This is a genomic window from Allobosea sp. 10L422 (genome assembly GCF_056395345.1).
This window is the reverse complement of sequence record NZ_JBFTJI010000002.1, coordinates 480,960-504,003: the sequence shown is the minus strand read 5'-3', so window position 1 is coordinate 504,003 and position 23,044 is coordinate 480,960. Positions and strand designations below refer to the sequence as shown.

The window sequence follows — 23,044 nt, the reverse complement described above, 5'->3', positions numbered from 1 at the left end:
GAGGGCTAAGGGAAATCCGCTCCATCGGCGTCAGATCGCCTGCGGCTCGAAGACCTGCGAGGGCGTCACGAATTCATCCTGCGCCGCCACGGTCAGGATCTCGCGTGAGCCCGCCTCCTTGGTGCGCTTCAGCAGGCCGTAGATCGAGGACGACGCCTTCGACAATGCCGCAGCAGCCGAGTCCTCGCGCAGGTAATGGGTGAAGAACAGCGCCGCGATCGCATCGCCCGCGCCGTTGACGCTGACATCGAGCTTCGGCGTGCGCACCCGCCAGCTGCCCTTCGCATCCGCCGCCATCAAGTCGATCGAGTCGGCCGGTGTCTCCTCGGTGACGAGCGAGGTCACCATCACCACCCTCGGCCCGGCATCGCGCAGCGCCTCCACGGCGCGATGCGCATCGGCAATGCTCTTGATCTCGATATCGGTCAGAAGCTCCAGCTCGAACTGGTTGGGCGTCACGATATCGGCGGCCGGAACGGCCTGCTCGCGCATGAATTCAGGGATTCCGGGCCGCACGAAGACACCGCGGCCGACATCGCCGATCACCGGGTCACAGCAATAGAGCGCCTTGGGATTGGCTGCCCGCACCCTCTCGACCGCGGAGAGGATCGCATGGCCGATATCGGCGGAGCCCATATAGCCGGAAATCACGCCGTCGCAGCTGGCGAGCACATTGCGCTCGGCAATGCCTTCCATCACCTCGTCGATCATGCCGCCATCGAAGACCCGACCCTTCCAGTTGCCGTAGCCGGTGTGATTCGAGAACTGCACCGTATGAATCGGCCAGACATCGACACCGAGCCGCTGCATCGGAAAGGTCGCGGAGGCGTTGCCCACATGGCCATAGGCGACGTGGGACTGGATCGAGAGAATGTTCATGGTCCGAAGCGATACCCCGTTCGCGTGTGGGCGCGAACCTAACGGCTCCGGCGCGAGGCGCAAATCGAAAGCGGTGATGTCCCCGATCAGCGTAGGCTAGGGCATCGACAGCCGCGCCACACCGGCCGTGTCGGTGAACTGCGTCACGCTCTTCACCTTGCCGTCGGCAATGGTGAAGGCATCCATGATCTCGAAGGAGCCGGTGCGGCCAGTCGGCTTGCATTCGACATCGGCGCGCCAGTGGAACGTCGCCTTGTCGCCATCGACCGTCAGCGACAACTCCTCGATATTGCTGAAGACATAGGTGGCCATCAGCCCCGCCATCTGGTCGCGCACGGCGGAATGCCCGTCCGGCTCGGCAAAGACCTCGGCCGCCTGCGGTCCACCGGCGAGCCGATAGCTACAATCGGGGTGGAGGTATTCCATCAGGGCATCGAGATCGCCACGATGGCGGGCAGCATAAGCATCGCGGATCAAGGCTTCGACGGCGGCGCGTTCTGTCATGTCGCCTCTCCTTACGTCAGAGCCCCAGTTTCGCGCCGAGCTGGCCGCAAGTCCAGCGTGCAGTAGCGAGCCTTGCATCAGGAAGAGGACCGGCCGCCGCCAAGCGCGGGGCACATGTCGTCACGACGGCGCGGAGCGGAGCATCGCCCTCCGAGGCGATCACTCATGTGGCGCTACGTGTACCATCGTCGTGGCCAGCACGTAACGGAGGCCCTCCTGCCGGTAGTCGAGCTCGACCTCGCCGTGGAATTTCTGAGCCATCACGCGCTCGACCAGCCGCGAGCCGAACCCCTGACGTCTGGGCTTGACGACGGGCGGCCCGCACTTCTCCACCCATTCGAAGCGGAACGCGTCCTCGCTCTGCGGCCGGCCGGTCGACCAGCCGATCGCAACCTCCCCTGCCTCCACCGAGAGCGCGCCATATTTCACCGCGTTGGTCGCGAGTTCGTTGACGGCGAGTGCCAGGGTCATCGCCTGATCGGCCGGCAGTCGCAACAGCGGTCCCTCGATGCGGACCGTGCCAAGGCCGGGGCGATGCGGCGCCAGCGCCCCTTCGACGACCGCGCGGATCGGCGCACTGCTCCAGCTCGATTGGGTCAGAATGGAATGCGCCTCGCCGAGCGTGGCGATGCGCTCGCTCAGGACAGACTGCGCCTCTTCGAGGGTCTCCGCCGAGCGGAAGGTCTGGTTGGCGATTGCCGCGATCATCGCCAGCGTGTTCTTCATGCGATGGGCGAGCTCGGCATTGAGCAGCCGGCCATTGCGCTCGGCCTGCACCTTGGCGGTCGTTTCCATGACTGTATCGATCATGCCGAGGACTTGGCCGTTCTCGTCGCGGATCGGACTGATACAGGCCGTGAACCAGGCCTCCTCGGGATGGCCGTAGCGGTTGATCGTCAGAGGGAAGTCTTCGACGAAGGTCGCCTCGCCGGCGAACGCCCTGGCGACCATCGGGCTGATCTCGTCCCAGACTTCCAGCCAGACATCGCGGAAGGAGCGTCCGAGCGCCGGGGGCTTGTTGCCAAGGATAAAACCGAACGCATCGTTGTGGATGGTGATCAGATCCGCGCCGCAGGCGATGCATTTCGGGAAGCGCGAGTTGACCATCATGGCGACGGCGGTCTTCAGGGCGGAAGGCCAGCAACCGATCGGCCCGAGCGGGCTCGCCGCCCAGTCATATGCGCGGATGGCGGCGGCCATGTCGCCACCGCCATCGAGAAATGCTGTCTCGCCGCTCATATGCCCCCCAAGGCGCGAACTCCCACAGCATGCAATGGATAGAGGTCGCGAGCGACGTCGAATGACAGTTCTAGATCAGACGCATCGCGTCAAGAGCCGGATGCCGCCTTCTTGGCAAAGCTATCGATGAAGGTCTTCGACAGATCGACATTGGAATTAGTCAACTCAGGATCGAGCAATTTGAGCGAATCGTACATGCTCTTCATGCCGTCTGGCGTGGAGATGCCGGTGCGCGAATAGCTTTCCTGCGAGTTCTTCACCGCACGGATGTAGAGCGGCTTGTCGCCAAGCAGGAACTCTTCCGGCACGAGATCCGCGACCTCTTCAGGCTTCGCAGTTTCCAGCCATTTCAGCGACTTCATCAAGGCGTTGACCAGCTTCTGTGTCGTGACCGGGTTCTTCTCGGCGAAATCGTTCTTGAGATAGAGCACCGCAGCCGGGTTGGACCCGCCGAACAGCGCCTTGGTGCCGGCCTCGGTGCGGGTGTCGATCAGCGACACGATGTCGCCGTCGGCCTCGAGCTTCGATGTCACGGGGTCGAGATGCGAGATCACGTCGACCTGCTTCTGCTTGATCGCCGCGACGGCGCTCGCGCCGGCACCGACGCCGATGATCGGGGCATCCGTCGCCTTCAGCCCCGCCTTCACCATGGCGTACTGCGCGGTCAGTGCCGTCGAGGAGCCCGGCGCCGTCACACCGATCTTGAGGCCCTTGAAATCGGCCGCCGACTTCACCTTGTCGGCCAGATCCTTGCGCACGGCGATGGTGATCGCCGGGAAGCGGCCGAGCTCGATCACCGCGCGGATGTCCTGGCCCTTCGCCTGCATGCGGATGGTGTGCTCATAAGCGCCGGTCACGACATCGACCGAGCCACCGACGAGCGCCTGAAGCGACTTGGCGCCGCCGCCGAAATCATTGATCTCGACGTCGAGGCCCTGCTCCTTGAAGAAGCCCTTCTTCTCCGCGACGGTGAGCGGCAGATAGTAGAGCAGTTGCTTGCCGCCGACACCGAGCGTCAGCTTCGGCTTCTCGGCATTCTGGGCGAGCGCATTTGACGCCGCGCCGAGCGCGGTCGAAAGGGCGAGCGCGGCCAGCGCGCTGCGGCGGGACAAGAGCATGGATTTTCCTCCGGTTTGGATCCTGCTGGCGCTTCTGACGGGCGCGCATTCCCGTCGAACATAGGCTAGATTGAACAATGGGAGCAAGAATCCCGAGCCAGCCGACAAGGCGGTGCCGTCTGGCTTGTCCACGCATGTCTACCCGTTGCAATTGCAAGACGAGGGCCGGCCATGAACGAGGCGCGCATCGCCATATTCGTGTTTGTCTGCCTGACCACAGCCTCGCTGGGCGCGTTGTTCTGCTACCAGCGTCTCCCGGAGCACCAAAGGCTGGACGATACGCAGAAGGTCCTGCACCTCATCGCCAACATCTTCGTCGTGATGACGTCCCTGGTGCTCGGCCTCATGATCACCTCGGCCAAGAGCAGGTTCGATGGCGTCAACCAGGACGTTCACCGCTACGCCACCGAGCTGATTCTACTCGACCGGATGTTGTTCCTCTATGGTCCGGAAGCCAGCGAAACCCGCCAGAGGCTTCTCGCCTATACCGAGCGCGCCGCGAACGGCCGCTGGACTGCTGAAGGCGGGCTTTCGGACAAGACCTCCGAACAATTGCTCGAGGACGTCGGAACCCGCCTGCGCGCCCTCGAACCGAGCCACGATCCCCAGCTCTCGATCTGGAACGACATGCGCGAGCAGTACCGCAAGGCGCTCGAGTTGCGCTGGAGCCTGGTGGAACAGGCCGAGGGCTCGCTGCCCCGATCGCTGATGCTGATGGTCGTCGCGTGGCTGGTCCTGATCTTCGCAATCTTCGGTTTCCGGGCACCGCGGAACCCCGTGGTCATGACGGGCTTCATCGCGGCTGCGGCTCTGATCGGCGGAGCGATCTACCTGATCGTGGACATGGACGCGCCCTTCGACGGGCCTATCCAGATCTCGCCCGCTCCCTTGCAGAGGGCGCTGACGGAAATGCGCCGGTAGAACGGCCAAAAGGCCACCGGCCGGAACAGCGGCGTGCCCGCCGCGTCGACCCGCATGGCCTTGGCCGTCCGTCGCTCAGCCCGCCGTCACTGCGGGAACGAGGCCGTGGCGGAGCATGACCTCCTTCACCGCGGCGGGATCGGGCGGCCCGCCACCGACCAGCAAACCGGCGATCTCACGAAAATATCCGGCCCCCAGTACGCCGGGCGACAGGATGCAGAGGCAACTCGCCGCCCGATCGCTGTCGTTCCGGAAGCCGTGGACGACGCCGCGCCGAATGAAGGCCGACTGGCCGGGTTGCAAGGCGATGTCGCGACCATCGATCGTGAACGTCAAGGTTCCGTCGAGACCGTAGAGCGTCTCGTCCCAGCTCTCGTGGTGGTGAGGCACGGGAACCTTCCCCTTGGGAGCCACGGTCATCCGAAAGACGTCGACGCTGCCTTCGGTTTCGTCCTTGTCGTGCAGGAACTCCAGGAGCAGCCCACCGATGCTGATCGTTTCGGCCACCGGAACCTCCCCAATCTTGCCCGCGATGCCCCGATCCTAGCGATCTGACGAAGAGGAAGCCACGGTTTCCGCCACGGGCTTGGCCGCCATCAGGCCACCGTCGTCGTGCTCTGCGCCGGCCGCCAGACCAGGAGCCGCTTCTCGATCATCGTCACCAGCGCGTCGATGGCGATGACGAAGATCGCCAGGATCAGCATGCCCGAGAACACGCCGGTCACGTCGAAGACGCTCTCTGCCTCGTGGATCTTGTAGCCGAGCCCGGCCGAGGATCCGAGATATTCGCCCACGACAGCGCCGACCAGCGCGAAGCCGACCGAGGTGTGCAGCGAGGAGAACATCCAGGTCAGCGCCGAAGGCCAGTAGACATGCTTGAAGAGCTGGCGCTCGTTCATCCCGAGCATGCGCGCATTGGCCAGGATCGTCGGCGAGACCTCGCGCACGCCCTGGTAGACGTTGAAGAACACTATGAAGAAGACGAGCGTGAAGCCCAGCGCCACCTTCGACCAGATGCCCAGCCCGAACCAGAGCGCGAAGATCGGCGCCAGCACCACGCGCGGCAGGGCGTTCGCCGCCTTGATATAGGGATCGAACACAGCCGAGAGCAGCTCGCGGCGCGCGAAGGCGAAGCCGAACAGGATGCCGGCGAGCGAACCGATGACGAAGGCGAGCACCGTCTCGGTCAGCGTGATGCCGAGATGCCAGTAGATGTCGGCGCTGGTGAGCTGCTTGAAGGTCCGCGTCAGCACCGCAACCGGCGTCGAGAAGAAGAACTGGATCGTCTTGACGTCGCCGAACAGGCTCGTGGTCGTCGCAACATGCCAGAACAGCAGGAATGAGATCATCACCAGGATCTGGAGCGAGATGAGCTTCAGCCGCCTCACGATGCGTCTCCTCCGACGAGTTCGCGGCCCTCGCCCATCGCATAAGCCTTCTGCACCTCGACGCGGAGCGAGGTCCAAATGTCGCGATGGATCTCGTGGAAGGCCTTCTCCAGCCGGATGTCTGCGATATCGCGCGGACGCGGCAGGTCGACCTTGTAGTCCGCGACGATCCCCGCCGCCGGCCCTGCCGACATCACCACGACGCGGTCGGACAGCGCGATCGCCTCTTCGAGGTCGTGCGTCACGAACATCAGCGCCTTGCGGTCGCGGGACCAGAGGTCGAGCAGGAGATTGCCCATGATCTGCCGCGTCTGCGCGTCGAGCGGCCCGAAGGGCTCGTCCATCAGCAGGATCTCGGGGTTGCGGATCAGCATCTGCGCCAGGCTGACGCGCTTGCGCTGCCCGCCCGAGAGCATGTGCGGGTAGCGGTCGACGAAGGTCCGCAGGCCTACGCGGCCCAGCCATTCGCGCGCGCGCTGGTCCGCCTCGCTATCGGGCACGCCCATCGGCTCCAGCGCGACCTTGACGTTGTCCAGCGCCGTTTTCCACGGCATCAGCGCGTCCTGCTGGAAGAGATAGCCGGCGCGGCGGTTCAAGCCCACGAGCGGCTTGCCGAATATGCCGACAGAACCTGCCGACGGCGACAGCAGCCCCGCCGCCGCGTTGAGCAGCGTGGACTTGCCGCAACCGGTCGGCCCGACGATCGAGACGAACTCGCCGGGATGGACCTTGAGGTCGACGCCCTTGACCGCCTGATAGCGCCCGCCATCGGCGAGATGGAAAGTGATGTCGATGCCGCCGAGCGCCACCGCCGGATCCCCCGACGAAACCGGCGCTGCCCCCGCATGAGCATGCGGGCGATCCTGCAACTCCATGAAATCCGTTTCCTCGTCGGCCGCCTTGCGCGGCGCCGTCAGCTTTTCTGTGTCGCCGAAATTAATAGGCGATCGTTCCGGGAAGGCAACGCCGCCACGCCATGCGGCTGCCCGCCGCTTGCATCGATCCGCTGACGCAGCCATATGGCTGAGCCGACCCGACCCCGCAGGAGCCGAGCCGAACGCCATGGCCGACATCGAACAAGCCATGAAGGCGCTCGTCGAGTTCATGCAGGCCAATCAGCAATGGGCGATACCGATCGTGTTCGCGGTCGCCTTCGCCGAATGCGTCGCGATTCTCTCCTGGCTCGTGCCGGCCACGGTGTTCTTCACCACCTTCGGCGCCGTCGCGGGGGCCTCGGGCCTCAACCTCGTGCCGCTCGCGCTGGCGGCCTCGCTCGGCGCCGGTGCCGGCTTCTGGGTGTCCTACTGGGCGGGGCTCGTCCTCGGCCCGCGCGTCCACGACTACTGGCCCTTCACCAAGAACCCCGAACTGCTGGACCGCGGCCACGCCTTCTTCGAGAAATGGGGCATTGCCAGCATCCTGATCGGACACTTCTTCGGGCCGCTGCGGGCGGTGATCGCGATCGTCGCCGGCCTCGTCGCCATGCCGTTCTGGGCCTTCCAGCTCGCGAACTGGGCCGCCTCCTTCGCCTGGGGCTTCGGATTGCTCTACGGCGTCGGCCGCATCAGCGAATTCCTCGCGCGCTGAAGCCGCCAGTAAGCTGACTGCCGGGTGAACGCGGCATTCGGCATCGGTTCAATTCGAAAAGCGCCTATTCACGTCGTCGCATCGCGGCACGCCACCATCTCGGCGAGCGCGGCGCGGCACGCTGAACGGCTCCAAGCCGCCAGCGTCGTCTGGCGGCGGGACCCGGCCCCCGTCGGATGCGACGATCCGGGCCGACCCAACGAGGTCCCTGCCATGACGATGTCCCGTTTCTTGCTTCCCCTCGTCGCCCTTGCCGCCATGGGCGGCCAGGCTTTCGCCCAGACCGCGACGCAGCCAGCCCCCGCCGCGAAGCCAGCCGCGCCTGTCACGGCGCCCGCCGCCCCGGCAACGCAGGCGGCCCCTGCGACCAAGCCGGCGACACCTGCTGCCGCCCAGCCCGCTGCCACCCAGACCAAGAAGATCAATATCAACACGGCCACCGCCACCGAGCTCGACACCCTCAAGGGCATCGGCGAGGCCCGTTCCAAGAAGATCATCGAGGAGCGGAGCAAAGCGAAATTCAAGGATTTCGCCGATCTGGTGAAACGCGGGACCCTGCCCTCAAACGTCGAGGCCGAGATCAAGGACAAGGTCACCTTCTGATCGACGAAAGGCCTCCGGCGCCCTGCGCCGGAGGCCTTCGCCAATCACGGCATCGATCCCGGCGACCTCAGCTAAAGCAGGCCGAGAACGATCGCCAGCATCATCGCCAGAGACAGCGCCAGCACAATCCGGATGACAATGGGCGCTTCGAGAATCCGCAAGAGTTCCATCGCAGCCTCCCCAGGCAGCAGGCAAACACGATCCGTCTTAAGCAAGAAACTCAGTAGACGAGCAGTTCGACCGCGATCCACGCGATCACGGCCAAGGCGAGCCCCGCTATCAGCACGACCAGCACCGGCCGCCCCAGGAAACCCTGCCGCGCCTCGACGGGCGTCTCCACCGCCGGGTCGGCATCGCTGTGATCGTCGGCCCGCAGCGGCGCCAACGGGTCGCCGCCACGCAGCTTTTCCAGATCCTGCACGGGCACTCTGGGCCGGGCATCGACAGGCATGTCCGTCTCCTTGGTGTTTCGCCGGCCTTTCGGCCGCGCACCACAAGGGAAACGCCTGTCGGCCCATGGTGTTCCTGAACCACCCAAACGGAGCGGGCGGCGGCCTTTCGACCGCCGCCCGCAAATGATCAAAGACCTTCGATATCAATCGGTTACGAGGGAAACCAGAATCGATCCCGCAACCGTTTGAATCAATCTCTCAAGCCAGGCTCAGTTCTTGGTCTTGTCGACCAGGGCCTTGGCCTTGATCCACGGCATCATGTCGCGGAGCTTGGCGCCGACTTCCTCGATCGGATGGGCGGCATAGCGGGCGCGGGTCGCCTTGAACGAGGTCTGGTTGACCTTGTTCTCGAGCATCCAGTCGCGGGTGAACTTGCCCGACTGGATGTCGGTGAGGACGCGCTTCATCTCGGCCTTGGTCTCGGCCGTGATGATCCGCGGGCCGGTGACGTACTCGCCGTACTCTGCGGTGTTCGAGATCGAGTAGTTCATGTTGGCGATGCCGCCCTCATAGATGAGGTCGACGATCAGCTTCACTTCGTGGAGGCACTCGAAATAGGCCATCTCGGGAGCATAGCCCGCCTCGGTCAGCGTCTCGTAGCCAGCCTTGATCAGCTCGACCAGGCCGCCGCAGAGCACGACCTGCTCGCCGAAGAGATCGGTCTCGCACTCTTCCTTGAAGGTGGTCTCGATGATGCCGGCGCGRCCGCCGCCATTGGCCGAGGCGTAGGAGAGGCCGAGGTCATGGGCGTTGCCGGTCGCGTCCTGATGGATCGCGATCAGGGTCGGCACGCCGCCGCCGCGCTGATACTCCGAGCGCACGGTGTGGCCGGGGCCCTTCGGGGCGACCATCAGCACGTCGAGGTCCTTGCGCGGCTCGATCAGGTTGAAATGCACATTGAGGCCGTGCGCGAACAGGAGAGCGGCGCCCTCCTTCATGTTCGCGTGCAGCTCGTCGCGATAGATGTCGCCCTGCAACTCGTCCGGGGTCAGCATCATCATGATGTCCGACACCTTGGCGGCCTCGGCCGGCGTCATCACCTTGAAGCCGGCATCCTCGGCCTTCTTGCGCGTGGCCGAACCGGCCTTGAGCGCGATGATGATATCCTTGACGCCGGAATCGCGCAGGTTCAGCGCATGGGCATGGCCCTGCGAGCCATAGCCGACGATGCAGACCTTCTTGCCCTTGATCAGGTTGATGTCGGCATCACGATCGTAATAGACGCGCATGGGTGTCTCCTTTGTCACGCGTTGTTCGTCTTCCGGCCCGGATCGTTCTGTGCCGCGCCGTAGAGGGTGAGAAACTGCTCGGTCGCGCGCTCCGCATCGCGCGCGATTTCGGCCCTGCTCAGGGTCAGCGTATCGCCGAGCAGCAGCCGGATCTGGACGTCGCGGCCCGCGAGGCCGAAGAAAGTGCGGAAAGCCGTCTCGGTATCATCGAAGGCGATGAGGCCCGCCTCCCGGCCGGCATCGAGCACCGGCTTCAGCCGCTCGCCGATGGCGAAGCGGCCGTTCGCCAGCACGATCGAGCCGAGATTGCCGTCGCGGGACGCCGCCTGGCTGACGGCGACGCGGTTGAGCGCGATCGAGGTCGGGCTTGAAATCACGTCGAGCCAGTTCGCAGCGAAGCCCTTCAGGCTCTCGCGCAGGGTGCCGGCGTCGAGATTCTGCCGGTCGTAATTGCCTGCCCTCACCTTCGAGGCCTGCCATTGCACCGTCGCGGTCAGCAGACCGTCGCGGTCGCCGAACCACTTGTAGAGCGTTTCCTTGGAGCAGCTGGCGCGCCGCGCCACCGCGGTCATCGTGAGCCCGCTGCCCTTCTCGACCATCAGGCTCAGCACGGCGTCGAGCACGGCCTGCTGGCGCGCGGTCAGCGCCTCGCCTTGCGTCTCTGCCTGAGCCTGCGTCATGGTCTCGGAAAAATCCAGTACCGTACGTTACGGTTCAGTCCTCTAGCGCAGCCGCTGCCCGTGGGCAAGCGTTTTTCAGGACTGGCGGCGGGCCGTGGAAGAATTATCTCTGGAGCTCGATCGCCTGAAGAACGGAGCCTTGCATGAGCCTGCCCAACGCCGCCGATATCGTCGCATTCTGGCGCGAGGCCGGTCCCGAAAATTGGTTCGCCAAGGACGATGCCTTCGATGCCGAGATCATCCGGCGCTTCCTGCCCGTTCATGAGGCTGCAGCGGCCGGAAAGCTCGGCACCTGGGAGGCGACGCCCGAAGGTGTCTATGCACTGGTGATCTTGCTCGATCAGTTCCCGCGCAACATGTTCCGCAACAGCCCGCGCGCCTTCGCCACCGACCAGCAGGCGCTCGCCATTGCGGAGCGCGCCATCGCGCGCGGCTTCGACGACGCCTACGAGGCACCCGAGAAGCGCTTCTTCTACATGCCTTTCATGCACTCCGAAGAGCTGGCGGATCAGGAGCGCTGCATCGCGCTCTGCGCCGCCGCCGAGGATCCCGAGGGCGTGAAATACGCCGAGGTTCATCGCGACATCATCCGCGATTTCGGACGCTTCCCCCATCGCAACCCGGTGCTCGGGCGCGCGACCACGGCACCGGAGAGAGCTTTCCTCGACGAGGGCGGCTTCAGCGGCTGAAACTCAGCCGCCCTGCTGGCTCGCCATCCGCTGCAGGAAGATCGCGGCGATCGTCAGGATAAACCCCGCCCACCACAGCGGCGAGCGCAGGCTCTTGCCGCTGCCTAGCGGTTCGGCCGGCGCCCGGCCGAACAGGCGCATCAGCACCGGCCCGGCAAGGCAGGCAAAACCGACGAGGCCGAGCCCCAGCGCGACCAGGCTGAGCACCTCTGGCGTCAGCGCCATGCTCACATCGCCTCTGGGCCGCGGCTCATCGCGGCGATGCCGGTGCGGGAGACTTCCGTAAGGCCGACCACCGTCATCATCTTGATGAAGCGCTCGATCTCCTCGGTCGAGCCGGTCAGCTCGAAGACGAAGGAGGTCAGCGAAGCGTCGAGGGTGCGTGCGCCGAAGGCTGACGCCAGCCGCATCGCCTCGACCCGGTACTCGCCCTTGCCGACGACCTTGACCARGGCGAGCTCGCGCTCCAGCGCCTCGCCCTGCTCGGTCAGGTCGACGACGCGGTGAACCGGGACGAGCCGGTCGAGATGCGCCTTGATCTGGTCGATGACGCTGGCGGTGCCGGAAGTCACGACCGTGATGCGCGAGAGATGCTTCTCATGCTCGGTTTCGGAGACGGTGAGGCTCTCGATATTGTAGCCGCGTCCAGAGAATAGCCCGGCGATGCGGGCAAGAACGCCCGGTTCGTTGTCGACGATCACCGCCAAAGTGTGGCGCGCGACCGGCTGGGACTTCGGGGCGTTCGGATAGTGGGTGGCGGGCTTCGACATGACGGACCTGTAGGCGGGTTGGAGCGAAAGATGGGCTGAGAGGAAGGCTCAGGATTGGCGGAGATCGACGAGGGCGGGTTCGTCCACCTCGTCCTGCTCGACGATCCAGGGCTCGTCGAGCGCAGCGGCAAGCCATTCACGATAGGCCGGTAGCGCGAGCACCGCCCGCATATAGTCCTGCGAGGCCGGATCGACGGCGATGGCGTAGGTGTCGAGGCGGGTGACGACCGGAGCGTACATCGCATCCGCCGCCGAGAACGCGCCATAGAGGAACGGGCCTTCTCCGCCGAAGCGCTCGCGCGCCTGCCGCCACAGCGCGGTGATGCGCTCGACGTCGCGGGCAACGCCCGGCCCGAGGTCGCGGGCCGGGAAGCGCTTGCCGAGATTCATCGGGCAGGCACCGCGCAGCGCCGTGAAGCCGGCATGCATCTCGCTCGAGATGGCGCGCGCATGAGCGCGGGCTTTCGGTTCGCGCGGCCAGATCCCGGCCTCAGGATGCCTGTCGTGCAGATATTCGCATATGGCCAGCGTCTCCCAGACGGCGACATCGCCATCGACCAGCGTCGGCACGGTGCCGCCGCTGCCGCGAGCCTCAGCGAAGATCGCTTCCTTGAAGCCGGGCTCGTCGAGCGGGATCAGCTTTTCGGTGAAGGCTATCCCCTTGGCGCGCATCAGCAGCCAGGCTCTCAGGGACCATGACGAATAGCATTTGTTGCCGATCAGCAGCTTCATGCGGCCACGCTCTCGGCTTCGCCGACGAAATCAAGCGCCGCCGCGACATGCAGCGCGGTGGTGTCGAAAACCGGAACCGGAAAATCCGCCTGCGAGACCAGGAGCGTGATCTCGGTGCAGCCGAGGATCACGCCGTCGGCGCCCTCCTCTCGCACCGCCCGCTCGACGATGGCACGATAGCGCTCGCGCGAGGCCGCCTCGACACGGCCGCGGCACAGCTCTTCATAGATGATGCGGTGAACCTCGTCGCGTTCCTGCGGCTGCGGCACCAGCGACTCGACACCGAAAGCCTTCAGCCGGTCGCGATAGAAGTTCTGCTCCATGGTGAAGCGCGTCGCCAGCAGCAGCGGCTGGCGGGACGGTGTGGCGCGGATCGCCCGCGCCGTCACATCCGCCAGATGCAGGAAGGGCAGCTTGGTCGCGCCCGTGATCCGGTCGGCCACCTTATGCATGGTGTTGGTGCAGAGCACGAGGCAGGAGGCGCCGGCGCGTTCCAGCCGGCGCGCGCTCTCGGCCAGCGCCGCGCCCGCAGCTGCCCAATCGCCCTGCGCCTGCATCTCGGCGATGCCAGCGAAATCGACCGAATGCAGCAATACGTCGGCCGAGTGCAGCCCGCCAGCGCGCGCCCGCACGCCCTCGTTGAGCAGCCGGTAGTAGACCGCGGTCGACTCCCAGCTCATCCCGCCGATCAGACCGATGGTGGCCATGGTGTTTTCCTTCTCGGACCGCTGCCGTCATTCTCGGGCGAAGCAGGGCTTCGACCCGAAAACCTCCTGACGGAAGGGCGCCGGCCGGCGCCTCGCTCCGCCTGAGATGCTCGGGTCAAGCCCGAGCATGACGATGCTTCGTCAAACGAGCTGCTTGCCCTTGGCGTCGATGATCTGGCCGGTATCGCCTTCGAAATCGGGCAGGATCATCTCGTTATGCGCCTTGCCCGACGGGATCATCGGGAAGCAGTTCTCTTCCTTGGCGACGTGGCAGTCGAAGATCACCGGGCCGGGCGTCTCGATCATCTCCATGATCGCGGCGTCGAGCTTTGCGGGATCGTCGCAGCGGATGCCGTGGCCGCCATAGGCCTCGGCGAGCTTCACGAAGTCCGGCAGGGACTGCGAATAGCTCTCMGAATAGCGCCCGCCATGCAGCAGYTCCTGCCACTGSCGSACCATRCCCATRTAYTCGTTGTTSAGGATGAAGATCTTGACCGGCAGCCGGTRCTGCACCGCGGTCGACATCTCCTGCATGTTCATCAGGATCGAGGCCTCTCCCGCGACATCGATGACCAGCGCCTTGGGATGCTTCATCTGCACGCCGATCGCCGCCGGCAGGCCGTAGCCCATCGTGCCAAGCCCGCCCGAAGTCATCCAGCGGTTCGGCTCCTGGAAATGCAGATACTGCGCCGCCCACATCTGGTGCTGGCCGACCTCGGTCGTGATGTAGGTGTCGCGATCCTTGGTCAGCGCATGGAGCCGCTCCAGCGCGTATTGCGGCTTGATGATCGTATCGGACTGCTTGTAGGCGAGGCTTTTGCGGCCGCGCCAGCCTTCGATCTGCGTCCACCAGGTGGCGAGCGCCGTCTTGTCGATCTGCGGGCTGCTCTCGCGCCAGATCCGGACCATGTCTTCGAGGACATGGGCGCAATCGCCGACGATGCCGATATCGGCCTTGACCGTCTTGTTGATCGAGGACGGGTCGATGTCGATATGGATCTTCTTCGAGCGCGGCGAGAAGCCGTCGATCCGCCCGGTGATGCGGTCGTCGAAGCGCGCGCCGATATTGATCATGACGTCGCAATCATGCATCGCCAGATTGGCCTCGTAGGTGCCGTGCATGCCGAGCATCCCGAGCCACTGCTTGTCCGCCGCCGGGAAAGCGCCGAGCCCCATCAGCGTCGAGGTGACCGGATAGCCTGTCAGCCGCGCCAGCTCGCGCAGCAGCGCCGAAGCGTGCGGCCCGGAATTGATCACGCCGCCGCCCGTATAGAAGACCGGCTTCTTCGCGCCGGCGATCAGTTCGACCGCCGCCTTGATCTTGGCGAGGTCGCCCTTGACCACCGGGCGGTAGGTCTTGTGCTGGTTGTCGCGCGGGCGGCTATAGGTGCCGGTCGCGAACTGGATGTCCTTCGGGATGTCGATGACGACCGGGCCCGGGCGGCCGTTCGCCGCGACATAGAAGGCCTCGTGCAGCACCCGCGGCAGATCGTGGATGCTCTTCACCAGATAATTGTGCTTGGTGCAGGAGCGGGTGATGCCGACGGTATCGCATTCCTGGAAGGCGTCGGAGCCGATCAGATGCGTCGGAACCTGGCCGGTAATGACGACGAGCGGGATCGAGTCGAGCAGCGCATCGGTCAGGCCGGTGACGGCGTTGGTCGCGCCGGGGCCGGAGGTGACGAGCACGCAGCCCACCTTGCCAGGGCCGGAGCGGGCATAGCCCTCGGCGGCATGGACCGCGCCCTGCTCGTGCCGGACGAGGACATGCTTGACCTTGTCCTGCTGGAAGATGGCGTCGTAGATCGGGAGTACGGCGCCGCCGGGATAACCGAACAGGTGCTCGACACCCTGGTCCTGAAGCGCGCGGACGACCATCTCGGCGCCGGTCATCATCTCGCTCATTACGCTCTCCTGAGGCTGATCTTCTGGTCTGGGAATTCAGGCAATAAAAAAGGCCCTCGGAGGGGCCTGGGCGTGCGCTGGCGTCGGGGACGCCCGGTTGTGAAACCGGCCCCTACCAGCGCACCTCTACGATAATAAGCTTGCGCATCGCGCTCATGGTCCTTGGCAGAAGTTGCGCGAACGCTAGCGGAGAGCGCCCTCTCGGTCAAGCGTCAACAACATGGTTACCGGCGGGTCTGCGGCACTCGCGAAAATCCGGTGACGCTACGGAACGATTTCTCAATCCGTCCTTCGTAGTATCCGCGCGCTCAAACCGGGACGGACATGTACTACGAAGTCCACAGCGAGAACATCGCGGCGCGCAGCCATGCGCCGCAGATCGCCAAGATCCTGCGCCGCTTCGCGTTGCATGAGCGCGAGGGCGCCCCGGTCGCCTATGAGGAGTTCGCGGCGGAAATCCTGCCCCTTTTCGGCGAAGATCTGATGATCCTCGAGCCCACGGGAGACGGCGACTATCGCTGGCTGCATTTCGGGCGCGAGATCGTGCGCTATTCCGGCGCCACCCGCCTAGGGCAGTGCGTCTCGGGCATGCGCCCGCAGGTCGCGCGCTTTACTATCGACAGCCTTGACCAGGCTCTGGCCGAAGACCGGCCGCTCTACACCGTGCATCGCTCGAGTAGTACGGTGCGCGTCGCGCTCTGGGAGCGACTGTTGCTGCCGACGATCGCCCGGGACGGTCGCCGCTTCGTGCTCGCCTTCGGGCGGCCGCTGCAGTTCCGCGAGGATTTGCTCAACGCCGTGCTCGACACCTCACCGAGCGGCATTGTGGCGCTGCGCGCGATCCGGGACGACCTTGGCGGCATCGAGCAAGCTGTCGTTGTCACCGCCAATCGCCGCGCGGCCGAGCTCAGCGGGCGCCCCGACACCGATCTCCTCGACACCGACGGGCGCGAGAGCCTGCCCTTCCTCTCCGACCCGTCGATCTGGCAACGCTGCGTCTACGCGGTTGAGCTCCAGCGCGCCGATACGCTGGAGACGTCCTTCACGCAGCAGGGCAAGACGCTCTGGCTGCGCATCGCCATCGCCCCGCTGGGGGACGGCCTGCTGCTGACCCTCACCGACATCACCGACCTCACCGTCGCCAACCAGACGCTGCAACTGCGCGCCGCCACGCTCGCGCTGGAGATCGGCCGCGAACGGGCGACGCGGCGGGCGCTGTCCGAGGAGATCGGCCAGCGCGAGGAGCGCGAGCGCGAGCTCAGACGCCTGGCCGAAACCGATCCGCTCACGGCGCTGCTCAACCGCCGCTCCTTCACCGAGAAGGCCAACGCGGCCATCGCGGCGAGCGAGATGGACGGGTCCGAGATGTCGCTGATCATCGTCGACCTCGATCATTTCAAGCTGGTCAACGACAGCTACGGCCATCCGGCTGGCGATGCCGTGATCCGCGCCTTCGCCGATCTTCTGCTCGGGCAGTTTCGCAACGAGCGCAATCTCGTCGGGCGTTTCGGCGGCGAGGAGTTCGGCATCCTGCTGAGGGATTGCAACCTATCGGCCGCGGCTTCGAGTGCGCGCCAGATTCAGGATGCTCTGCTGAACCGCTCCATGCCGGTTTCCGAGACCCTGGCACTGCACGTCACGGCAAGCCTCGGCATCGCCTCGCTTCACGCCGGCGAAGGGCTCGCCTCGCTGACCGCGCGGGCGGATCAGGCGCTCTACCGCGCCAAGAACGAAGGCCGCAATCGCCTCGGCCTCGCCGCGCCGCCTGATGCCGTGGCGGCCGCCGCCTGATCAGCTAGCGAGAGCTTCCAGGGCAACGTCGAGCGCCTCGTCCGGCACGACCGCGCGCCACCCCGCCATCTGATGCCGGAACCATGTCACCTGCCGCTTGGCATAGGCGCGCGTATCAGCCTGCCCACGCCGGATCGCCTCGTCCAGCGTGATCTCGCCGTCGAGATGGGCGATCAGCCCGGGCACGCCATGGGCGCGCATGATCGGTAGCAGCGGATCGAGCCCGCGCCCTTTCAGCCGCTCGACCTCGTCGAGCGCGCCGGCCGCGATCATCGTCTCGAAACGCCGGTCGATCTGCTGGCGCACGGCTTCGCGCTCGGGATGGAGGAAAAGCCGCAGCAGCCCCTCCTCGCCGAGCGGTCCTTGCTCTCGCCCGCCCTGGAAGCTTGCCAGCGAGCGCCCGGTCGCGCGGAAGATTTCGAGCGCCCGCATGATCCGCATGCGGTCGGTCGGCCGTAATCGCTCCCCCATCAGCGGATCGCAGGCCGCCAGCTCGGCATGGAGCGCCGCCGTATCGAGTCCATCGGCATGGGCGCGAAAGGCGGTCCGCACACTCTCGGGAACCGCCGGCATGGCCGAGAACCCCTCGGTCACCGCCTTGAAATAGAGGCCGGTGCCGCCGACCAGGATCGGCAGCGAGCGCTGCCTCTGCAAATCCGCCAGCAGCGTCGCCAGATCCTCGGCATAGCGCATCGCCGAATAATTCACGGCGCCGTCGACATGGCCGTAAAGACGGTGCGGCGCCATGGCTTCCTCCGCCTCGCTCGGCCGGGCGGTCAGGATCCGCAGATCGCCATAGACCTGCATGGAATCGGCGTTGACGACGGTTCCCCCGGTGCGGCGCGCGATCTCGATCGCCAGCGCGGACTTGCCGCTGGCGGTCGGACCTGCGATGAGCACCGCCCTGAGCTGTCTTTCCGCCTGTCCCACCGGTCCTCGCATGCTTGTCGCCACACTCGTATCCGCCCACGGCCAGGCGCTGGTCGGCGATGCGCTTCTCGCCCGCCTCACCCGCACCGTTCCGGGAGTGGTCCGCACCGCTGCGCTCGACCCCATGATCGCCGCCGATCTCTTCGCGGAAGCTGCCGATGCGCGCAAGCTCGAAGCTGATATCCGTACGGCGCTGGAGGGCGCTGCGATCGACGTCATCGTCCAGCCGGCCGCGGCGCGCCGCAAGGCACTGTTCCTCGCCGATATGGATTCGACCATGATCGGGCAGGAATGCATCGACGAGCTCGCGGCCGTCGTCGGCCTCAAGGAGCATGTCGCGGCGATCACCGAACGGGCGATGCGCGGCGAGATCGAGTTCGAGCCCGCGCTGCGAGAGCGCGTCGCGCTGCTCAAGGGCGTGCCGCTCTCGGTCGTCGACGAGATCATCCGCGACCGCATCACCCTGACGCCCGGCGGACGAGAACTCGTCCATACCATGCGCGCCAACGGCGCCTATGCCGCACTCGTCTCGGGCGGCTTCACGGTATTCACCGGCCCGATCAGCGCGACGATCGGCTTCGACGAGCATCGCTCCAACACGCTGCTGGCCGATGACGGCATCCTGCGCGGCGAGGTCGCAGATCCCATCCTCGGCAAGCAGGCCAAGCTCGATGCCCTCATCGAGCTGCGTGCACGGTTCGGACTGTCAACGGAAGCGACGCTGGCCGTCGGCGACGGCGCCAATGACCTGGCCATGCTCGGTGAAGCCGGGCTGGGTGCAGCCTTCCGCGCCAAGCCGGCCGTCGCCGCGGCCGCCGACGCCAGGCTCGACCACGCCGACCTCACCGCCCTGCTCTACGCCCAGGGCTATACCGGAAGCGAGATCGTCCGGGTCTGAGCCAGGAGCGGCAAGCGCGTCCCTTCCCGGGTGAAGCGAAGCAAAGACCCGGGCTGCTTCTCCCCGAAAAGCCTGCTCAGTCGACGATGAAGAGCTTCGCCCCGGTCGTTGTCGCCGAGCGATGGGCTTCGGCGCCGTCGGCGACCTGATAGCTCATGCCGGCTTTGAGCGGCATCACGCGCCCATCCGCGAGCGTGGTCTCCATCTCGCCCTCCAGGCACAGGATGATGTGGCCCTTGGAGCACCAGTGATCGGCGACATAGCCGGGCGAGTACTCGACCATGCGGACGCGGATGCGGTTCTCCTCCGGTCCGAAATACTGGACGCGCCAGATCGCTTCGCCGCTGTCGCCGGCATGGTGCTCAGGCGGGATCGTCGACCAGTCGGTGGTGACGAAGGGGATTTCGCTGATCTTCATCTGGCCTCTCCCGGCGCACCCGGATTTCCGGGGCCGCGTCGCGAAGCTCTAGCCATGTTCCGACATGCCGCGCCAGCGCGCTTCCCTCGCCGCCGGTCTGCAATCACGGCATGAACAGCGCAGCCAGGGCCACGCTCGCAGCCGCGATCCACCTCGGCCTCACGATTATGGAATGCCACCCTTGCCGAGCGAGGGGACACGGAATGTGCTTCGATCGAGCGGAGATAGGCCCTGAACGGTCAGCCCCTTGTCGGCTGCGATCCCCGGCTGCTGTTGCGTGCGCGTGCCGCTATTGGGCGCCGCCGGGACAAGTTTCGACGATGACAGCACGCATTCCGGATAGGGCTCGCAGGGCCGTGGGGTAGCCGGCTTGTCCTCCGCGATGGCCATCGAGCCGGCAGAGATCGTCAACAACGCGATGGACACAAGGCGTATCATCATCTCCGTCCCTCCCCTGGTATTGACGGCACGATTGATGTCGAAACGGCCCTGAAGCCGAACACCACCGGCCGCTCCAGAAGCTGCTTGAGGGCGACCTCGTTGCTATCGGCCCGGCTGTAAGTTCCCCCTGGCGCACCGCCCAGCAGCGCCGAGACGCGATCCTCCAGGCCTTTGATACGCGCTTCGCTCGGGGGTGTAGCTCCGGCTCCCGCCGGCTCGGCCTCGGCAGTCGAAGTCGCCGCGCGGGCGGCTGCGCTGAGCGCGAAGTCACGGCTCCTGCGATGCTCGATCTCGCGGGTCATGAAGACGCGGTTGACCAACCTGAGCTGAATCTTGGCCGTGTAGGCTCCATCCTTCGTGGCGAGAACGCGTTCGTTGACGGCGAACGCCATGACACGCCGAAGAAAATCGTCTCTGCAATAGAGCTGCGTCGCAGGATCCTTGCACCAGATATCGAGACGGGCCGCCGCAGTCCCTGCAGAAACGCCATATGTCTCCGACACCGGGATCTTGATTTCTTCAGTGTCGTTGCGACCGCTGGAGAGGCCGAAATTCAAGCCGACATTATCGATAAGGCTCGAAGACTTGACCGCTTTGTTGATCGTAATGCCCGGAAACAGCGCCAGAGACAGCTTGATTTTATCACCGACGTCTCCGGCATCGATCTCGTAGTTGCTTTGCTTTCTGATCTTCTTGCCGCTCTCCAGCTCGGCTGTCGCGCTGAATGTCGGTCGCTTCAGATTTGCCTCCCGCTTCAGGTCTTCGCGGAGGCTAATATGTGCAATTCTGACCGCCTTGCCTAAAATCGCCTGGCTTTCATCGACATCTTCGATCACGGCCCAGACATCGCCGACATGGAGATCTTCCTCCGGCGGAAAGACCGGAATGATCCCCAGCTTGGCGATACTGTTGTTCCACGAAGCGGCGATCGACTCGGCAGTAATCGGCTCTTCCGCTCGAAAACTCAGATACTGCCAGATGACGATGACGCCCGCGAACAGGCCGATGCCCATGAGGTTCACCGGCGTGGAGGCGAGCCTCTTGATGCGGTCCCAGATGGCGACCTTGTCCAGAAATGCTTTGGCTGCGTTTACCCTGCCGCCGGACGGCGGCTCCGGCGACGGCGCTGGATTTTCTGCCGGTGGCTGCTGATCGGACATGCGCCGCATCCAGGCTGCGTAAAACAACCTATGGATGAATAATACAACCCATCGATCTGTCAACCAGCCTTGTGTCAACAAAAAAGGAGCCCCGTGAAGGGCTCCTTTCGAGATGGTCGATCGCAGCGCCGGCCAAGATTGCCGACGCGGAATCTCAGTTCATCGAGACGGCGACGAAGCGGACCTCACCCTGCCCGTTCGAGACCAGCAGAAGGGCCGACTTCTTGCCCTCCTTCTTCAGCGCGTCGAGCCGCTTGGTCACGTCCTGCGGAGCGTTCACCGGCTCCTGACCGACCTCGACGATCAGCTCGCCGACGAGGATGCGCTTGTCGGCGGCATTCGAGTTGGCGTCCACCTTGGTGATGAGCACACCCTTGAGGCCGTCCTTGATCGAGTAGCGCTTCCGCAGCTCGTCGGTCTGCGCCGAGAGCTCCAGGCCGAGCGCGCTCGTCACCGCGGGCTTCGGCGCCTCGGCGGCCGGCTTGTTCGCCGACGCCACCTGGACCTTCTCGCCATCCTCGAGGCGGCCGAGCTTGACCGTCTTGACCTCTTCCTTGCCCTTGCGGATCACCGTGATCGGCACATCCTTTCCGACCGGCGTCGCCGCGACGATGCGCGGCAGATCGCGCGAATCCTTCACGTCCTTGCCATCGAACTTGACGATGACGTCGCCGGTCTCGATCCCGGCGGGCTTGGCTGGGCCCTTGTCGTCGACGCCGGCGACGAGCGCGCCGCGCGCCGTGCCCAGGCCGAGGGCTTCGGCGGTGGCGTCATCGACAGTCTGGATGCGCACGCCAAGCCAGCCGCGCCGCGTCTCGCCGAACTCCTTGAGCTGATCGACGACGTTGGTCGCCAGCGTCGAGGGCACCGCGAAACCGATACCGACCGAACCGCCGGTCGGCGACAGGATCGCCGTGTTGATGCCGATCACCTCGCCCGCCATGTTGAACAGCGGGCCGCCCGAGTTGCCCTTGTTGATGGCCGCGTCGGTCTGGATATAGGTGTCGTACGGCCCCTGGCTGATGTCGCGGTTGCGGGCGGACACGATGCCCGAGGAGACCGAGCCGCCGAGGCCGAACGGGTTGCCGATCGCCATCACCGGATCGCCGATCCGCATCTTGTCGGAATCGCCGAACTTGACGGCCGGCAGCGGCTTGTCGTGCTTCACGCGGAGCACGGCGAGGTCGACCTTGGTATCCTTGCCGATGACCTCGGCCTTGAGCCTGAGTCCGTCGTTGAAGATCACCGTGATCTCGTTGGCATCACCGATGACGTGGTTGTTGGTGACGACGATGCCGGACGGATCGACCACGAAACCGGAACCGGCCGATTGCGAGCGGCGCTGCTGCGGCGCCTGGCGCTCGCCCTGCTGGTTGCGGCGGTTGAAGAATTCCTCGAACAGGTCGCCAAAGGGTGTGTCCGGACCGAGCTGCGGCAGCTGCGGCAGGTTGCGGCCCTTCTGGTCGTTGGTGGTCACCGCCGAGATGTTGACCACTGCCGGCATGACCTTGTCGACGAGATCGGCAAGGGAAGTTTGCCCTTGCAGCAGCGGAGTGTTGGCCTGCGCGTGCCCCGGCGTCAGAACCGGCGACGCCAACAACGCCAGGCCAGCGACGCCGGCAGCAAGAGCGATGCGGGCGGACCGGACTGCGGGAACGGATTTCGATGCCATATGAATCCTCATGTCGGAAAGATGCGGGCCGATCGATCCAGGCAGGCGCGCCCGTTGATTGAACTCCAAAATGCGGCGGAAGGGCGACGCACGATCATGTCATTGAACACGATCATGTGCCCTGCACCCTCATTCTACCAGCTACCGCGCGCGAACCATACCAGGAACACGCCCAGCACCGCCGAGCCGAGGCCGATGACCCGCATCCGGTCCGGCGGGGTTTCCGCCGCGCTCCGGAGGGCATCCTTCGCCAGATGCGGGATCGCGGCGAAAAGGATGCCCTCGATAGCGAAGACCAGGCCGAGCGCCGCGATGAAATCAAGCATTCGCG

Annotated in this window: 27 protein-coding genes; 6 read left to right on the top strand and 21 right to left on the bottom strand. The window is 65.4% G+C overall.

Translation table 11 applies throughout. From position 1 onward, the window contains the following. Positions 1–30: 30 nt before the first annotated feature. The 4 genes from pdxY to AC1DEZ_RS06740 form a co-directional block, all read right to left on the bottom strand. The gene (gene pdxY, locus AC1DEZ_RS06755) at positions 31–879 is read right to left on the bottom strand and encodes a pyridoxal kinase PdxY (RefSeq protein ID WP_441513765.1); all 849 of its coding nucleotides are present in this window, start codon (positions 877–879) and stop codon (positions 31–33) included. 96 nt (positions 880–975) lie between these two features. Then, positions 976–1,383 (bottom strand): nuclear transport factor 2 family protein, encoded by a 408-nt coding sequence (locus AC1DEZ_RS06750; RefSeq protein WP_476779139.1) that lies wholly within the window; start codon positions 1,381–1,383, stop codon positions 976–978. Positions 1,384–1,542: 159 nt separating this feature from the next. Beyond that, positions 1,543–2,622, bottom strand: coding sequence for a sensor histidine kinase (locus tag AC1DEZ_RS06745; RefSeq protein WP_476779138.1), 1,080 nt, complete (start codon positions 2,620–2,622; stop codon positions 1,543–1,545). A gap of 89 nt (positions 2,623–2,711) precedes the next feature. Next, positions 2,712–3,734: an ABC transporter substrate-binding protein gene (locus AC1DEZ_RS06740; RefSeq protein WP_476779354.1), complete on the bottom strand. Its 1,023-nt coding sequence runs from the start codon at positions 3,732–3,734 to the stop codon at positions 2,712–2,714. A 177-nt stretch (positions 3,735–3,911) separates the two neighbouring features. Here AC1DEZ_RS06740 and AC1DEZ_RS06735 point away from each other — a divergent pair, with 177 nt between their 5' ends. Continuing rightward, positions 3,912–4,661 carry a bestrophin-like domain gene (locus AC1DEZ_RS06735; RefSeq protein ID WP_476779137.1) on the top strand — a complete coding sequence of 250 codons (750 nt, stop codon included), beginning with the start codon at positions 3,912–3,914 and terminating at the stop codon, positions 4,659–4,661. Positions 4,662–4,736: 75 nt separating this feature from the next. On the opposite strand, the gene AC1DEZ_RS06730 is transcribed toward AC1DEZ_RS06735, so the two are convergent. The 3 genes from AC1DEZ_RS06730 to AC1DEZ_RS06720 form a co-directional block, all read right to left on the bottom strand. Then, positions 4,737–5,168 carry a cupin domain-containing protein gene (locus tag AC1DEZ_RS06730; RefSeq protein WP_476779136.1) on the bottom strand — a complete coding sequence of 144 codons (432 nt, stop codon included), beginning with the start codon at positions 5,166–5,168 and terminating at the stop codon, positions 4,737–4,739. Positions 5,169–5,257: 89 nt separating this feature from the next. Continuing rightward, the gene (locus tag AC1DEZ_RS06725) at positions 5,258–6,049 is read right to left on the bottom strand and encodes an ABC transporter permease (protein ID WP_476779135.1); all 792 of its coding nucleotides are present in this window, start codon (positions 6,047–6,049) and stop codon (positions 5,258–5,260) included. After that, positions 6,046–6,924 (bottom strand): ABC transporter ATP-binding protein, encoded by an 879-nt coding sequence (locus AC1DEZ_RS06720; protein WP_476779134.1) that lies wholly within the window; start codon positions 6,922–6,924, stop codon positions 6,046–6,048. The genes AC1DEZ_RS06725 and AC1DEZ_RS06720 overlap by 4 nt, the downstream gene beginning before the upstream one ends. A gap of 187 nt (positions 6,925–7,111) precedes the next feature. Between AC1DEZ_RS06720 and AC1DEZ_RS06715 the strand changes: the two genes are divergently transcribed. Next, the gene (locus AC1DEZ_RS06715) at positions 7,112–7,636 is read left to right on the top strand and encodes a DedA family protein (RefSeq protein WP_441513772.1); all 525 of its coding nucleotides are present in this window, start codon (positions 7,112–7,114) and stop codon (positions 7,634–7,636) included. A gap of 24 nt (positions 7,637–7,660) precedes the next feature. After that, complete coding sequence (locus tag AC1DEZ_RS06710; protein ID WP_476779133.1) at positions 7,661–8,239, top strand: ComEA family DNA-binding protein; 579 nt, start codon at positions 7,661–7,663, stop codon at positions 8,237–8,239. Positions 8,240–8,459: 220 nt separating this feature from the next. Here the strand turns inward: AC1DEZ_RS06710 and AC1DEZ_RS06705 are convergent, their stop codons facing one another. The 3 genes from AC1DEZ_RS06705 to AC1DEZ_RS06695 form a co-directional block, all read right to left on the bottom strand. Then, positions 8,460–8,690, bottom strand: coding sequence for a hypothetical protein (locus AC1DEZ_RS06705; RefSeq protein WP_476779132.1), 231 nt, complete (start codon positions 8,688–8,690; stop codon positions 8,460–8,462). A gap of 210 nt (positions 8,691–8,900) precedes the next feature. Beyond that, positions 8,901–9,920 carry a ketol-acid reductoisomerase gene (gene ilvC, locus AC1DEZ_RS06700; RefSeq protein ID WP_441513775.1) on the bottom strand — a complete coding sequence of 340 codons (1,020 nt, stop codon included), beginning with the start codon at positions 9,918–9,920 and terminating at the stop codon, positions 8,901–8,903. Between the two features lie 14 nt (positions 9,921–9,934). Next, complete coding sequence (locus AC1DEZ_RS06695) at positions 9,935–10,600, bottom strand: TetR/AcrR family transcriptional regulator C-terminal domain-containing protein (RefSeq protein ID WP_441513776.1); 666 nt, start codon at positions 10,598–10,600, stop codon at positions 9,935–9,937. A gap of 143 nt (positions 10,601–10,743) precedes the next feature. Between AC1DEZ_RS06695 and AC1DEZ_RS06690 the strand changes: the two genes are divergently transcribed. Further along, on the top strand, positions 10,744–11,289 hold the full coding sequence (locus AC1DEZ_RS06690) for a DUF924 family protein (protein ID WP_476779131.1): 546 nt from the start codon (positions 10,744–10,746) through the stop codon (positions 11,287–11,289). A 3-nt stretch (positions 11,290–11,292) separates the two neighbouring features. Here the strand turns inward: AC1DEZ_RS06690 and AC1DEZ_RS06685 are convergent, their stop codons facing one another. The 5 genes from AC1DEZ_RS06685 to AC1DEZ_RS06665 all read right to left on the bottom strand — a co-directional run bounded on the left by AC1DEZ_RS06685 (position 11,293) and on the right by AC1DEZ_RS06665 (position 15,403). After that, positions 11,293–11,514: a hypothetical protein gene (locus AC1DEZ_RS06685; RefSeq protein ID WP_476779130.1), complete on the bottom strand. Its 222-nt coding sequence runs from the start codon at positions 11,512–11,514 to the stop codon at positions 11,293–11,295. Between the two features lie 2 nt (positions 11,515–11,516). Further along, positions 11,517–12,059, bottom strand: a complete 543-nt coding sequence (gene ilvN / locus AC1DEZ_RS06680; RefSeq protein WP_441513779.1) for an acetolactate synthase small subunit — start codon at positions 12,057–12,059, stop codon at positions 11,517–11,519. A 48-nt stretch (positions 12,060–12,107) separates the two neighbouring features. Continuing rightward, on the bottom strand, positions 12,108–12,791 hold the full coding sequence (locus tag AC1DEZ_RS06675; RefSeq protein ID WP_476779129.1) for a glutathione S-transferase family protein: 684 nt from the start codon (positions 12,789–12,791) through the stop codon (positions 12,108–12,110). Next, positions 12,788–13,498 carry an aspartate/glutamate racemase family protein gene (locus AC1DEZ_RS06670; RefSeq protein WP_476779128.1) on the bottom strand — a complete coding sequence of 237 codons (711 nt, stop codon included), beginning with the start codon at positions 13,496–13,498 and terminating at the stop codon, positions 12,788–12,790. The genes AC1DEZ_RS06675 and AC1DEZ_RS06670 overlap by 4 nt, the downstream gene beginning before the upstream one ends. Positions 13,499–13,639: 141 nt before the next feature. Continuing rightward, positions 13,640–15,403: an acetolactate synthase 3 large subunit gene (locus AC1DEZ_RS06665; RefSeq protein WP_476779127.1), complete on the bottom strand. Its 1,764-nt coding sequence runs from the start codon at positions 15,401–15,403 to the stop codon at positions 13,640–13,642. Between the two features lie 324 nt (positions 15,404–15,727). Between AC1DEZ_RS06665 and AC1DEZ_RS06660 the strand changes: the two genes are divergently transcribed. Continuing rightward, the gene (locus AC1DEZ_RS06660) at positions 15,728–17,194 is read left to right on the top strand and encodes a GGDEF domain-containing protein (protein ID WP_476779126.1); all 1,467 of its coding nucleotides are present in this window, start codon (positions 15,728–15,730) and stop codon (positions 17,192–17,194) included. Here AC1DEZ_RS06660 and miaA read toward each other — a convergent pair whose 3' ends face one another. Beyond that, a complete protein-coding gene (gene miaA / locus AC1DEZ_RS06655) occupies positions 17,195–18,136 on the bottom strand; it encodes a tRNA (adenosine(37)-N6)-dimethylallyltransferase MiaA (protein ID WP_476779125.1) in 942 nt (313 codons plus the stop codon). It lies immediately after the preceding gene. Between miaA and serB the strand changes: the two genes are divergently transcribed. After that, complete coding sequence (gene serB, locus AC1DEZ_RS06650) at positions 18,135–19,022, top strand: phosphoserine phosphatase SerB (protein WP_476779124.1); 888 nt, start codon at positions 18,135–18,137, stop codon at positions 19,020–19,022. The genes miaA and serB overlap by 2 nt on opposite strands. Before the next feature lie 76 nt (positions 19,023–19,098). On the opposite strand, the gene AC1DEZ_RS06645 is transcribed toward serB, so the two are convergent. The 5 genes from AC1DEZ_RS06645 to AC1DEZ_RS06625 all read right to left on the bottom strand — a co-directional run bounded on the left by AC1DEZ_RS06645 (position 19,099) and on the right by AC1DEZ_RS06625 (position 23,039). Continuing rightward, entirely contained in the window at positions 19,099–19,440 is a 342-nt protein-coding gene (locus AC1DEZ_RS06645; RefSeq protein WP_441513786.1) for a DHCW motif cupin fold protein, read from the bottom strand. A 165-nt stretch (positions 19,441–19,605) separates the two neighbouring features. Continuing rightward, on the bottom strand, positions 19,606–19,881 hold the full coding sequence (locus AC1DEZ_RS06640) for a hypothetical protein (protein WP_476779123.1): 276 nt from the start codon (positions 19,879–19,881) through the stop codon (positions 19,606–19,608). Then, a complete protein-coding gene (locus tag AC1DEZ_RS06635; RefSeq protein WP_476779122.1) occupies positions 19,878–21,041 on the bottom strand; it encodes a hypothetical protein in 1,164 nt (387 codons plus the stop codon). Before AC1DEZ_RS06635 ends, AC1DEZ_RS06640 begins: the two co-directional genes overlap by 4 nt. Positions 21,042–21,195: 154 nt before the next feature. After that, positions 21,196–22,713 carry a DegQ family serine endoprotease gene (locus AC1DEZ_RS06630; RefSeq protein WP_476779121.1) on the bottom strand — a complete coding sequence of 506 codons (1,518 nt, stop codon included), beginning with the start codon at positions 22,711–22,713 and terminating at the stop codon, positions 21,196–21,198. A 134-nt stretch (positions 22,714–22,847) separates the two neighbouring features. After that, positions 22,848–23,039 carry a DUF2065 domain-containing protein gene (locus AC1DEZ_RS06625; RefSeq protein ID WP_441513790.1) on the bottom strand — a complete coding sequence of 64 codons (192 nt, stop codon included), beginning with the start codon at positions 23,037–23,039 and terminating at the stop codon, positions 22,848–22,850. Between the last annotated feature and the right edge of the window lie 5 nt (positions 23,040–23,044).